This is a genomic window from Histidinibacterium lentulum, assembly GCF_003789055.1.
In the GTDB taxonomy this organism is placed as follows: domain Bacteria; phylum Pseudomonadota; class Alphaproteobacteria; order Rhodobacterales; family Rhodobacteraceae; genus Oceanicola; species Oceanicola lentulus.
This window is the reverse complement of record NZ_ML119085.1, coordinates 1-12,727: the sequence shown is the minus strand read 5'-3', so window position 1 is coordinate 12,727 and position 12,727 is coordinate 1. Positions and strand designations below refer to the sequence as shown.

12 protein-coding genes are annotated in these 12,727 nt (G+C 68.5%); 6 read left to right on the top strand and 6 right to left on the bottom strand.

Features of this window, described 5'->3' with window-relative positions; genetic code table 11:
- Nucleotides 1–116 precede the first annotated feature (116 nt).
- Entirely contained in the window at nt 117–887 is a 771-nt protein-coding gene (locus EAT49_RS10820) for an MlaA family lipoprotein (protein WP_123642346.1), read from the top strand.
- A gap of 80 nt (nt 888–967) precedes the next feature.
- Complete coding sequence (locus tag EAT49_RS10815; protein ID WP_246003827.1) at nt 968–1,486, top strand: MlaC/ttg2D family ABC transporter substrate-binding protein; 519 nt, start codon at nt 968–970, stop codon at nt 1,484–1,486.
- Between the two features lie 189 nt (nt 1,487–1,675).
- Here the strand turns inward: EAT49_RS10815 and EAT49_RS10810 are convergent, their stop codons facing one another.
- Nucleotides 1,676–3,907: a transglycosylase domain-containing protein gene (locus tag EAT49_RS10810; RefSeq protein WP_123642344.1), complete on the bottom strand. Its 2,232-nt coding sequence runs from the start codon at nt 3,905–3,907 to the stop codon at nt 1,676–1,678.
- 378 nt (nt 3,908–4,285) lie between these two features.
- Here EAT49_RS10810 and EAT49_RS10805 point away from each other — a divergent pair, with 378 nt between their 5' ends.
- Both EAT49_RS10805 and amt read left to right on the top strand, forming a co-directional pair.
- Nucleotides 4,286–4,624 (top strand): P-II family nitrogen regulator, encoded by a 339-nt coding sequence (locus EAT49_RS10805; protein WP_123642343.1) that lies wholly within the window; start codon nt 4,286–4,288, stop codon nt 4,622–4,624.
- Between the two features lie 28 nt (nt 4,625–4,652).
- Nucleotides 4,653–6,146, top strand: a complete 1,494-nt coding sequence (gene amt / locus EAT49_RS10800) for an ammonium transporter (RefSeq protein WP_123642342.1) — start codon at nt 4,653–4,655, stop codon at nt 6,144–6,146.
- A 181-nt stretch (nt 6,147–6,327) separates the two neighbouring features.
- On the opposite strand, the gene EAT49_RS10795 is transcribed toward amt, so the two are convergent.
- The 5 genes from EAT49_RS10795 to EAT49_RS10775 form a co-directional block, all read right to left on the bottom strand.
- The gene (locus EAT49_RS10795) at nt 6,328–6,702 is read right to left on the bottom strand and encodes a rhodanese-like domain-containing protein (protein ID WP_123642341.1); all 375 of its coding nucleotides are present in this window, start codon (nt 6,700–6,702) and stop codon (nt 6,328–6,330) included.
- A gap of 11 nt (nt 6,703–6,713) precedes the next feature.
- Nucleotides 6,714–7,610 (bottom strand): MBL fold metallo-hydrolase, encoded by an 897-nt coding sequence (locus EAT49_RS10790; protein ID WP_123642340.1) that lies wholly within the window; start codon nt 7,608–7,610, stop codon nt 6,714–6,716.
- A 76-nt stretch (nt 7,611–7,686) separates the two neighbouring features.
- Nucleotides 7,687–8,874 carry an amino acid aminotransferase gene (locus EAT49_RS10785; protein ID WP_123642339.1) on the bottom strand — a complete coding sequence of 396 codons (1,188 nt, stop codon included), beginning with the start codon at nt 8,872–8,874 and terminating at the stop codon, nt 7,687–7,689.
- A complete protein-coding gene (sseA, locus tag EAT49_RS10780; protein WP_123642338.1) occupies nt 8,874–9,725 on the bottom strand; it encodes a 3-mercaptopyruvate sulfurtransferase in 852 nt (283 codons plus the stop codon). The genes EAT49_RS10785 and sseA overlap by 1 nt, the downstream gene beginning before the upstream one ends.
- Nucleotides 9,726–9,934: 209 nt before the next feature.
- Nucleotides 9,935–10,411, bottom strand: a complete 477-nt coding sequence (locus tag EAT49_RS10775) for a fasciclin domain-containing protein (RefSeq protein ID WP_123642337.1) — start codon at nt 10,409–10,411, stop codon at nt 9,935–9,937.
- 361 nt (nt 10,412–10,772) lie between these two features.
- Here EAT49_RS10775 and msrP point away from each other — a divergent pair, with 361 nt between their 5' ends.
- Both msrP and msrQ read left to right on the top strand, forming a co-directional pair.
- Nucleotides 10,773–11,708 (top strand): protein-methionine-sulfoxide reductase catalytic subunit MsrP, encoded by a 936-nt coding sequence (gene msrP / locus EAT49_RS10770; protein WP_123642336.1) that lies wholly within the window; start codon nt 10,773–10,775, stop codon nt 11,706–11,708.
- Nucleotides 11,708–12,331 carry a protein-methionine-sulfoxide reductase heme-binding subunit MsrQ gene (msrQ, locus tag EAT49_RS10765; protein WP_123642335.1) on the top strand — a complete coding sequence of 208 codons (624 nt, stop codon included), beginning with the start codon at nt 11,708–11,710 and terminating at the stop codon, nt 12,329–12,331. The genes msrP and msrQ overlap by 1 nt, the downstream gene beginning before the upstream one ends.
- The last annotated feature ends 396 nt before the right edge of the window (nt 12,332–12,727 follow it).

Below are 12,727 nucleotides of genomic sequence, written 5' to 3'. Positions count from 1 at the left end.
GTCGCGGGTACCGAGGTCTTGTGTTTCGCACAGGCTGTGGCAACTGTGAACGCCCGAGTGTTGCCTTGCCCCCGCGCCTTGGCGTACCCCCACCGACGAAAGGCAGGGTCCCGATCATGGCGATTATCCCCCGAGTCCTGCGCGCCCTCGGCGTCGCCGCGATCCTGTCCGGAACGGTGGCCTGCTCCGTGGCACCTCCGGGGGGCGGCATCCACGATCCCTACGAGCCGGTGAACCGCCAGGTCCATGCCTTCAACACCGGTCTCGACAGGGCGGTGGCGCGTCCGGCCGCCCAGGTGGTCAGGGCCGCCGATCCCGCGTCCTTCCAGTGGATCGTCAACTTCTCCGACAATGCGAGTCTGCCCGGCATGGTGCTCAATGCCACACTCCAGGGCGACGGCGAGGCCGCCGCGGTCAATGCGGTGCGGTTCCTGATCAACACGACGCTGGGCTTCGGCGGGTTCATCGACTGGGCCGGGCCCATGGGCTACCAGGAGCGGTCCACCGATTTCGGCCAGACACTTGCGGTCTGGGGCGTGCCCGAGGGCGCCTACGTCGAACTGCCTCTGCTGGGCCCCTCGACCGAGAGGGATGCGGCCGGCGAGGTGGTCGACGTCCTGCTCGACCCGCTCGAGTATCTCGGCACCCGGCCACAGCGCCGCTGGAGCCTGCCGGCGCGCGTGGGGGAGGTCGTGGTGGAACGTGGCATGTTCAGCGACACCGTCGACTCGCTGCTCTACGACAGCGCAGACAGCTATGCCCAGGCGCGGCTCGCCTACTTGCAGAACCGCCGGTTCGAGCTGGGCGAACCACCGCCGCCCGTCGTGCAGGGCGATGCCGAGTCCGAAGCCTATGTCGATGATCTGCTGGAGGATTTCTACAGATGACAGTCACGCGCCCAACCCGACGCGCGCTGCTTTGCGGCGCCGCTGCCGTAACTGCGGCGGGCCTTCTGCCTGCGCCCGCCATGGCCGTTGACCGCGATCAGGCCGCGGCGCTCGTGAACCGGCTGGTGGGTGAGATCAACGCGGTGATCGCCCGCGGCGGATCGGAAGAACAGATGTATCAGGCCTTCGCCGGCATCTTCGACCGCTATGCCGACGTGCCGCGGATCGCAGTGACGGCCCTCGGCCGGACACCAACCCGGCCGACGCAGGATCAGCTCCAGCGCTACGTGAGCGCCTTCCGGGTCTACATCGCGTGGAAATACGGCAGCCGGTTCCGCGAGTTCATCGGCGGGCAGATCGTGGTGGAGGACGTCGGCCGCCCCTACGGCGATTTCGTCGACGTGCGGTCCATCGCCTATCTGCGCGGCGAGGATCCGTTCCGGGTGGATTTCAAGATCTCCGACCGCTCGGGGCGGCTGCTGTTCGAGGACATGGTGATCGAGGGGATCAACATGCTCGATCAGGAATCGACCGAGATCCGCGCCATGCTGGCCCGCCGCGGCGGGGACATCGAGGGGCTGATCGCGGACTTGCGCTGACGGCGGGACGTCGCTCCCGGCCCCGGGGGCCGGATCGCCCCGCCCGCCGTCCCGCGGCGGCTGCGGACCCTGGCCTCCTGCGCCGGGTCCGGCGTGGGAGCGCGGAGCGCCGCCCTTCGTGCTCCCCCGGATACCTTTTGCCAGAGAACGGAGGTGGACGGCCCTTTGCACCGCTGCGGAGGCCCGTGGCTACTGCTGGCCCATGATGTCGATCAGCGCGTCGCGCAGGGCCTGCTCGACCACCTGCCCCGCCTCCTCGGCGGCCCGGCTCTGGGCCTCCAGCCGGGAGCCCGTGCCGCGGGGCGGCAGCATCGGCAGGGGCGTGGGCGTCATGCCGTCGGTGATGCGGATCATCGTCTCGTGCCAGATCTCGGCCGGCAGACCGCCGCCGGTCACGCCGGTGAGCGGCGTGTTGTCGTCGTAGCCCATCCAGACGCCCACCACGTAATCGGCGGTATAGCCGATGAACCAGGCATCCCGCGCGGCCTGGGTGGTGCCGGTCTTGCCCGCCACCTCCCAGCCGGGGATCCGCGCCTTCTGGCCGGTGCCGCTCTCCACCACGTTCCACATCATCCAGGTGGTCGCGAGCGCACTCTCCTCGCGGATCACCCGCTCGCGGATGCCGCCGGTGGCGGCCATGACCGGCTCGCTCTCGCCCATCACCTGAAGTTCCACGAGACCGTAGGGCAGCACCGCGGAGCCACCGTTGAGAATGCCGGCATAGGCGCCGGTCATCTCGAGCAGGGTCGATTCGGAGACGCCGAGGGCCACGGCAGGCCCCTGGGCTATGTCGCTCTCGATGCCGAACTGGGTCGCCACCTGGGCCACGAGGTCGCGGCCCACGGCCTCCGACAGTTTCACCGCCGGGATGTTGAGTGAGTGCGTCAGCGCCTCGGTCAGGGTGACGTTGCCCCGGTAGTTCTCCGAGTAGTTCGAGGGACACCACTGGCCCGATCCGGTCACGTTCATGCAGAAGGGCGCGTCCTGGATGGTGTCGAGGGGGGAAAAGCCCATCTCGACGGCGGTGGCATAGATGAACGGCTTGAAGGCGGAACCGGTCTGCCGCAGCGCCTGGGTCGCGCGGTTGAACGCGCCCGCAGCCTGCAGGTCGCGGCCGCCGACCATGCCGCGCACGGCGCCGTCGGCCGACATGACGACGATCGCGGCCTGTGCCTCCGAGCCTTCGCGGACGCTTTCCGAGAAGACCCGGGTCAGCGCCTCTTCGGCCGCGGACTGGATCGCGGGATCGAGCGTGGTGCGGATGACCACGTCCTCGGTGGTGTTGCGGGTGTAGAATTCGGGGCCCGAATCCATCACCCAGTCGGCGAAGTAGCCCCCGGCGCGGGCCTCGGCGGCGCGCGAGAGGCGCGCGGGGGCTGCGCGGGCCTCGGCGGCCTCGGCGGCGGTGAGGTAGCCCTGGTCCTCCATGAGGCCGATCACCAGGCTGGCCCGGCCCTGGGCGCGGGCGAGGTTCGAGGTGGGCGCATAGGCGCTCGGCGCCTTCAGCAGACCCGCGAGCATCGCCGCCTCCGCCGGGCCGACCTGGGCCGCGGACTTGCCGAAATAGCGCTGGGCGGCGGCCTCGAAGCCGCGGGAGCCCGCGCCGAGATAGGCGCGGTTGAGGTAGATCGTGAGGATGTCCTCTTTCGAATAGCGCACCTCCATGGCCATGGCGAAGACCGCTTCCTGGACCTTGCGCCAGAGGGTGGTGCGGCGGCAGTCGGCCTCGTAGGCGGTCTCGTTGTCCCATAGCGCGGGATCGAAGGGGCGGCCGAGGCAGAGAAGCTTGGCGGTCTGCTGGGTAATGGTGGAGCCGCCGTGCCCGTCGAGGGGGCCGCGGCCCTCGCGCAGGTTGATCCGCACGGCCGAGGCCACGCCGCGCGGGGAAATGCCGAGATGGTGGTAGAAGCGGCGGTCCTCGGTGGCGATCACCGCGTCGTGCAGGTCGCGGGAGACGGTCGCGGCGGTGACCATGCCGCCGAACTGGTCGCCGCGCCAGGCGAAGACCTCGCCGTCGCGGTCGAGGAGGGTTACGGAGCCGCGGGTGCGCTGGTCGACGACGTCGGTGATGGGCGGCAGCCGGGAAGCGGTCCAGAGCACGGCGATGCCGACGATGACGCCGACCGCAAGGCCCATCCGCCAGCTGACGCCCCAAACGAGGCGCACCACCCAGCGGAAGAGGCCGGTCACCATCGCGACGATCCAGCCAAGGGGGCCGCGGGGACGGCGCGGGCCGCCGCCCGCCCCGCGCCCACGCCTTGCCGGGGCGGACGCCGCTTTGGCCTTGCGGGGTGGCGCGGCGGGGGCCTTCGTGCGGGCGGTCTTGCCGCCGCTGCCGCCGCTGCCGCCGGTCCGGCGCGGGGTCGAAGCTGTGCGTCTGTCCGCCACCAGGGGCGGGCTTTTCCTGCCGTTTCCGCTCATAGGTGTCCGTCTGCCCGTCTTGCCTGTCCTGCCCCCGGCGCCGTCCGACCGGCCCCGGGCCAGGGTTTCTGTCGTCGCGCCTCGTCCGGGCGCTTGGTCCGCCTCGGCGCCGGTCCTGCGCAACCGACGCCGGTCGGGCCCTCCGGCCCGTCGTTGCCCCTATGTAGAGGCGCACGAGTCGTCATGCCACGCTTTTCTGAGCGCCTAAATCATAGGCATGAAGCCCAATTTGTGCAATTTATGTGCAGAAGCGTCCGGTCCTGTTCGGTGGCAGGGGCGGTGACTGCTTGTCCAGCCCCCGCCCTCGTCCCCTCTTGTCGTCCCAGCGGCGTCCCCCCGGGGTGTGCCGTTCTGGGGACCACTCGCAAGGGGAAGATCGTGAAACTCATCATTGCGACGATCAAGCCGTTCAAGCTGGAGGAGGTGCGCGAGGCGCTCACCGCCATTGGCGTACGCGGTATGATGGTGACGGAAATCAAGGGCTTCGGCTCTCAGTCCGGGCACACGGAAATCTACCGCGGCGCGGAATACGCCGTGAACTTCGTGCCCAAGGTGAAGCTCGAGATCGTGGTGCCCGCCGCCATGGCGGATCAGGTGGTCTCGACCATCGCGTCCACGGCCAAGACCGACAAGATCGGCGACGGCAAGGTCTTCGTGCTGGATGTCGAGAGCGCGCTGCGCGTGCGGACCGGCGAGACCAACGACGACGCGCTCTGATACTCGCGCCAACAGGAGAAACGGGACAATGGACTACATCAAGATCTGGCTGGCGGCGCTGATGATCGCGCTGGTGGGCCTGGTGACGGTGGCCCCGGAGGCCGCGTGGGCCCAGGACGCCACGACCGAGGAAGTCGTCGAGGAAGAAACCCCCGCCGAGGAGGCGCCGGCCGAAGAGGCCCCGGCCGAGGACGCGGTGCTCGCCGAGGAAGCGCCTGCCGAGGAAGAGGACGGCGCGACCGCCGGCGTCGACGCTGCGAGCGACACCATCTTCATCTTCAACTCGCTGCTGTTCCTCATCGGCGGCATTCTCGTGTTCTGGATGGCGGCCGGCTTCGCCATGCTGGAGGCGGGTCTCGTGCGCTCGAAGAACGTCACGATGCAGCTGACGAAGAACATCTCGCTCTTCTCCATCGCGGCGGTCATGTACTACCTCGTGGGCTACAACCTGATGTACCCGCTGGGCAGCTGGGCGATCGGCACCGAGGAGTCGGGCGGCTACTTTTCCGCGCTCTTCGGCGTCGCGGTGCTCGAGGCGGTGGGCGTCGGCCGCGATGCGGCGGACGACTATGGCTATGCCGCGACCTCGACCGACTTCTTCTTCCAGCTGATGTTCGTGGCCACCGCGGCCTCCATCGTGTCGGGCGCGCTCGCCGAGCGGATCAAGCTCTGGCCGTTCCTTCTGTTCGTGGTCGTCCTGACCGGGTTCATCTACCCGATCCAGGCCGCCTGGGACTGGGGCGGGGGCTTCCTCGAGGTGCAGTACGGGTTCTCCGACTTCGCCGGCTCCACGATCGTGCATTCGGTCGGCGGCTGGGCGGCGCTCACCGGGGCGATCATCCTCGGGCCGCGCCTGGGCAAGTACAAGGACGGCCGGGTCAACCCGATCCCGGGCTCCAACCTCGCGCTTGCCACGCTGGGCACGTTCATTCTGTGGATGGGCTGGTTCGGCTTCAACGGCGGCTCGCAGCTTGCCATGGGCACCGTCGGTGACGTCGCCGACATCGGCCGGGTCTTCGCCAACACCAACGCGGCGGCCGCGGGCGGCGCGATCACGGCGCTGATCCTGACGCAGCTCATGTACAAGAAGCCCGACCTGACCATGGTGCTGAACGGCGCGCTGGCCGGCCTCGTGTCGATCACTGCCGAACCGCTGGCCCCCACGCTGGGCGCGTCGCTGCTGATCGGTGCCGTGGGCGGCGTGATCGTGGTGTTCACCGTGCCGCTGCTCGACAAGCTGAAGATCGACGACGTGGTGGGCGCCATCCCGGTGCACCTCTTCGCAGGCATCTGGGGCACGCTCGCGGTCGTCCTGACCGGCGGCTACCATGGCGAGGCTACCCTGGGCGGCCAGCTCATGGGCATCATCGTGATCGGTCTCTTCGTGATCGTCACCTCGGCCATCGTCTGGGTGATCCTGAAGGGCATAATGGGCCTGCGCGTCGATCAGGAGACCGAGATCAACGGTCTCGACATGGGCGAGCTGGGCATGGAGGCCTACCCGGAGTTCTCGAAAGGCTGATCCTCCTTCCTGTCGGTCTTTTCGGGCAAACTGGACCCGGGCGCTCGCGCCCGGGTTTTTTTGCGCGAGCGCTCGTCCGCCCTCACGGGCAGTCTCGCGAGGGGGCACGAGAAAGGGCCGCGGTGTGCCCGCGGCCCCGGAGCTCCGAAGGGAGTATTTCAGGCCAGATGAGGGGGGCGGGTCAACCCATCCGTTTCGGCGCGCCGGTGGCCATGTCGGTGCCGATGTAGGGGAGCTTCGCCTCTTTCCACGCGCCCATGCCGCCCTCCATGTGGGCGATCCCGGAGACGCCCTCCGAGAGCGCCTTCTGCGCCATCTTCAGGGATCGCGCGCCCGAGCCGCAGTGGATCACGACCGTCTTTCCCTTGCCGCCCGGCAGGGTCGCGGGGCGGAAGAAGGCCATGGGCATGAGCATCGCGCCGTGCACGTGCTCGAACATGTATTCCTGGGGCGTGCGCACGTCGATCAGGGCGATCTCGCCGGCCTCGAGGCCGTGATAGACCTCCTCGGGGGTCAGCACGCCCACGGGGCCTGCGTCTGTCTCGACGGTCTTCATGGGCATCTCCTTCAGAAGCGGTTGGCGGGGATCTTGAAGTAGGAGCGGCCGTCGGCTTCGGGTTCCGGCAGGCGGCCGCCGCGCAGGTTGACCTGGAGCGCATGGAGCATCCGGTCTGGCAGGGGGAGCGTGGCGTCGCGGTCGTCGCGCAGCCGGCGGAAGTCGGCCTCGGAGGTGCCGCCGCCCATGTGCTTGTTGCGGGCCCGGTGCTCGTTCACGGTCGCCTCCCAAGCGGGGTCCGTGCGGTCGCCCACGGGCGGGTAGTCGTGGCCCACGAAGAGGCGGGTGTCGCCCGGCAGGGCGAGGATGTCGGTCAGGGACTTGTAGAGCACCGCCGAGGAGCCGCCTGGGAAGTCGGCGCGGGTGGTGCCGGCGTCCACATGCATGAAGGTGTCGTGCACGAAGGCGGCGTCGCCCGCCACATAGGTGATCGAGCCCAGCGTGTGGCCCGGGGAGAGCATCACGCGGACCTCGAGCTCGCCCAGGGCGAAAGTCTCGCCGTCCGCGAACAGGCGGTCGAAGTCGCGGTCCGGGTCCAGCTCCGTCTCGAGGTGGTAGATCTCGCGCCAGAGGGCGGCGATCTCGCGCACCTTCTCGCCGATGGCGTTGGGGGCGCCGGTCTGCTCCTTCAGCCAGGCGGAGGCCATCAGGTGGTCGGCATGGGGGTGGGTGTCGAGGACCCAGGCGACGGTCAGGCCCCTTTCGGCGACGTAGTCGAGGATCTCCTGCGCGCTGTCGGTCCGGGTCCGCGCATGGGCGGGATCGAAGTCGAGCACCACGTCGATCAGGGCCGCCTGTTTCGTGGCCGGGTCCCAGGCGACGTATTGCACCGAGCCGGAGGCTGGGTCGTGAAAGCCGGTGACGGCGGGAGAGCCGGGACCGGTGGAGGGGGAGTGGCGGCGGTACATGGGGTCTCTTTCGTCTCTATACATTTGCATATTGCAATGTATGACCCTGCGCCCCTCCTGCAACCCCCGCCCGGCGCTACGCCTTCTCGGCGGCGACAATGGCCTGCGCCAGCTTCGGCACGGTCTCGCTGTTGAGGCCCGCGATGTTCATGCGGCTGTCGCCCACCATGTAGACGCCATGGTCCGCACGGATCCGCTCCACGACCTCCGACGGGAGGCCGAGGCGGGAGAACATGCCACGGTGACGGGCGATGAAGGCATAGCGGTCGGAATTGGTGAGTCGCGCCAGTTCGCCGGCGAGCTGGTCGCGGAGATCGAGCATGGAACTGCGGACCTCCTCGAGCTCGGCCTCCCAGTCGGCGCGGAGGTCGGGATCGGTGAGGATCATCGTCACCACCCGCGCACCGTGGTCGGGCGGGAAGGAATAGGTCTGGCGATTGAGGAAGTTGAGGTTGCCCTGGGTGGTGGGCGTGTCGGACGCATCGGCGGAGATCGCCATGAGCAGGCCCGTGCGCTCGCGGTAGACGCCGAAATTCTTGGAGCAGGAGGCCGCGATCAGGCATTCGGGCATGGCCGAGGCGATGGCGCGGGTGGCGGCGGCATCGGCCTCGAGCCCGTCGCCGAAGCCCTGGTAGGCGAGGTCGATCATCGGAACCGCCCCGCGCTCGGTGAGGATCGCGATCACCCGGCCGACCTGCTCGTCCGTCAGGTTCGCGCCGGTGGGATTGTGGCAGCAGCCGTGAAGCAGGACGATGTCGCCCGAGGCCACGCCCTCGAGATCCGCGATCATGCCGTCGAAATCCACCAGCGCCGTCGCCTCGTCGAAATAGCGGTAGGTGCGGGTAGGCATCCCCATGAACTTCAGGATCGAGAGATGGTTGGGCCAGGTCGGGTCGGAACACCAGACGGTGGCATCCGGGTTCGCGAGCCGCGCCAGTTCGAAGCCCTGACGGCAGGCGCCGGTGCCGCCGGGGGTGGCGATGGCGGCGATGCGGTCGCGCGCCACGGTCTCGCCAAGGATGAGGCCGATCATCGCGTCCGCGAAGGCGGGATCGCCCGCGAGGCCGGTGTAGGCCTTGGTCTCCTGCGTTTCGACCAGGCGACGCTCGGCCTCCTTCACAGCGCGCATGACCGGGGTCACGCCCTCGGCGTTGCGGTAGACGCCGACGCCGAGGTCGATCTTGTCCTCGCGCGGGTCGGCCTTGAAGGCCTGCATGAGGGCCAGGATCTTGTCCGCGGGCTGGTCCTGAAGGCGGTCGAACATCATGCCTCTCCGGTGGCGATGGGAAGGTCGCTCATGCCCCACTCGGCCCAGGAGCCGTCATAGAGCGCGTGGTCGCGGGCGCCGATACGGGCGAGCGCGAGGCTGAGGATCGCGGCGGTGACGCCCGATCCGCAGGTGGTGATGACGGGGCGGTCCGGGTCGATGCCCCGGGCCTCGAAGGCGGCGCGGAGGGCGGAGACGTCCTTCATCGTACCGTTCTCGTTGAGGAGGCTGCGGTAATGGACGTTCCTCGAGCCGGGGATATGGCCCGCGCGCAGGCCGGGACGCGGCTCCGCCTCCTCGCCGCGGAAGCGGGCGGGGGAGCGGGCATCGGCGATCTGCCAGTCGCCGAGCTTGGCGGCGGCGGCCACTTGCGTGACGTCCTTGACGAGGTGGTTCTGGCGGGTCGCGGTCATGTGGCGATCGCGGATCACCGGGGGCAGGTCCTCCACCTCGCGGCCCTCGGTCTGCCACTTCGGCAGGCCGCCGTCGAGCACGGCGACGTCTGCCTTGCCCATCAGGCGGAACATCCACCAGATGCGCGGCGCGGAGAAGATGCCGGCGCCGTCGTAGACGACGACCTGGTGACCGTCACCGATGCCGAGGCGGCGCATGCGGGACATGAACTTTTCTACCGGCGGGGCCATGTGGGGCAACTCGGAGCGCTGGTCGCTGACGTCGTCGAGATCGACGAAGCGCGCGCCGGGAATGTGGGCGGCGGCGTACTCGGCGCGGGGGTCGCGGCCCATGTCGGGCAGATACCAGGAACCGTCGACGATCCGGAGGTCGGGACTCGAGAGGCGGTCGGCAAGCCAGTCTGTAGAAACGAGCGTGGTCGGATCGTCGGACACGGGACGCGGAGCCTCCTCGGACGTGGTCGGACCTGACTAGCCCGCAGGCCATGGGGAGGCAAGGTCGGCAACGTGTGGCGGGGCGCGCGGTCCCTCATGAAGGAACCCGGAGCGGAGAAGGGCGGACACGGCAAAGGCGCTGGCCCAACACAACGGAAAATGGCCCCGCCGGCGGCGGGGCCCGTCCTGCGTCCGGAGACGCGGGTCGATCACTCGGCGGGGGGGAGGAGCACGCCGTCGATCACGTGGATCACGCCGTTCGAGGCCTCGATGTCGGCGGTCACGACGGTCGCGTCGTTCACCATGACGGTGTCGCCGTCGATCGAGATGGTGATCTCGGCGCCGTTCACGGTCTCGGCGGTCATGCCGTCGGACAGGTCACCCGACATCACCGAGCCGGCGACGACGTGGTAGGTCAGGACCGAGGTCAGCGCGTCGGTGTCTTCGAGCAGACCTTCGACAGTTCCCTCGGGAAGGGCGGCGAAGGCGTCGTCGGTCGGCGCGAAGACGGTGAAGGGGCCTTCGCCCTTCAGGGTCTCCACGAGACCGGCGGCGTCGACGGCAGTGACGAGCGTGCTGAAGCTGCCCGCTTCGACGGCCGTATCGACAATGTCCATCTCCTGGGCGAAGGCCGAGGTGCTGAGGGCGGTGGCCGCGGTGGCGGCGAAGAAAGTCGTGCGAAGCATAGTGTAGTCTCCCATTACGTTCGGATGCCGCCGTCTGGCAGCATCGCCCTCACTACGTCCGGAGAGCGATCCGGTTCACCGGCTCATTTTCGCAAGGGACGCTTGACCTCTTGAGCCTTCCCGCTAAGCCGCGACCTCTCGGAAATTCCAGTAAAGAAGATGTCAGAACTGGTCACGCGGGCGTCATGTCCGGTGCCTGTTTTCCGGTCGTCCGACCCAGCGCGGACCGGCCCTGACCGGACCGGGCCTCCCGGCTCCTGTCGCAAGAATACCCGCGTTGCGCGGCAATGTGACAGTTGTTTCCGTGAAACCGGTCAGATTCACCATAGATCAGCGGCAACCAATGCAGAGGAGGCGCGCTATGGCCCATCGCTGGACGAACAAGCTTACCCGTGCGGACGTGACGCCCGAGGCCGTCTGGCTGAACCGGCGGCAGATCCTCGGCGGGCTCGGCCTCGCCGGAGCGGGCATCGCGGTCGGGTCGGGGGCGACGGCGCAGGCCTCGCGCGCCGAGCTGGAACCCAACAGCTGGGAAGACATCACCACCTACAACAACTTCTACGAGTTCGGCACCGGCAAGGGCGATCCGGCGGCCAATGCCCACCAGATGGTGACGGAGCCCTGGTCGATCCGCGTTGACGGGCTGGTCGACAATCCCGGCGACTACATGCTGCAGGACCTGATCGGCGGGCTGACGGTCGAGGAACGCATCTACCGCCTGCGCTGCGTCGAGGCCTGGTCGATGGTGGTGCCTTGGAACGGGATCGAGCTTGCGGACATCCTCGACCGCGTGGGCGTTCAGGACGGCGCGCGTTACGTCGCCTTCGAGACCGCGGTGCAGCCCGAGAACATGGTCGGCGTCCGCCGCCGCGTGATGCCGTTTCCCTATGTCGAGGGGCTGAGGCTCGACGAGGCGATGCATCCGCTGACGATCATGGCGACGGGCATCTACGACCGGCCGATCCCGAACCAGAACGGCGCGCCGATCCGGCTGGTGGTGCCATGGAAATACGGCTTCAAGTCGATCAAGTCGATCGTGCGGATCACCCTGACCGAAGAGCAGCCGCCGAACAGCTGGAATACGCTACAGCCGCGGGAGTACGGCTTTTATGCCAACGTGAATCCGAACGTGGATCACCCGCGCTGGAGCCAGGCGGACGAGCGGGTCATAGGCTCGGGCGGCGGGGGCCTTCTGGGGAACCTGCAGGTTGAGCGGCGGCCCACCGAGATGTTCAACGGCTACGAGGAAGAGGTGGCGGGTCTCTACGAAGGGATGGACCTGTCGGTCTTCTATTGATGGGCGTCGCGGCAGGCATCAACGGCGCTCTGCGCCGCGTGCCGGCCTGGCCGGTCTATGCGCTCGGCTTCGGCTGGATGGCATGGCTCTTCTATTCGGGCATCGTCGGCCGCCTCGGCCCCGAGCCCGTGGAAACGCTGGAGCATCGCTACGGCGAGCTGGCCCTGCAACTGCTGGTCGCGGGCCTTGCCGTCACGCCCCTGCGCCGCTTCACCGGGATCAGCCTGATGAAGTTCCGCCGCCAGATCGGCCTGATGGCCTTCTATTTCCTCGTGGCCCATGTGCTGGTCTGGGCGGTTCTCGACGTGCAGAGCCTGGGCCGCGTCTGGGCCGACATCGTGGAGCGTCCCTACATCACCATCGGCATGGCCGGGCTCCTGGCGCTGATCCCGCTCGCCCTGACCTCCAACAATCTCGCCATCCGCAAGCTCGGGCCGCTGCGCTGGCGACGGCTGCACCGGCTCGTCTATCCCGCGGTGCTGCTCGGGGCGCTGCATTACATCTGGCTCGTGAAGGGCTTCGAGATCGAGCCGCTGGTCTACGCGGGGATGATCGTCGGCCTGCTCCTTCTGCGCCTCGATCCGGAACGCGCCCGCGCGGTGCTGCGGCCCAGCGCTTCCTGACGGCGGGCACCTTCTTGGCGAACCGGTTGGCGCCGGTTCCGTCGGGCGACTCGGGAGTTGATTCTGCAGGGCGCCGCGCCGGTCTCCGCCCGCTGAGGGGAGGAACTTGGGGGTAACCCTGTGGGTAACACAAGATGTAGGGCAGCCCCTGTTCGCAGACTGCTAAGAATGTTGCCGGAGGCCAACCCGGCGCCTCCCAGATCTTGCGCTAACGCCTTGAAAATCTGGCAGAAACGAAGCCTGTTACAAAAAGTGCATTTTCGGGGAAGAAACCTCTTGCGGGTTTGGTTTGGTATCCGTAGATAGCGCTTCACCGGCGGCGCTGAGGCGCGGCTGGGGCGCCAGACGGGGCGGCGGCGGGAGCCGGTGCAGACGAGGCGGTGACATCAGGGGCAT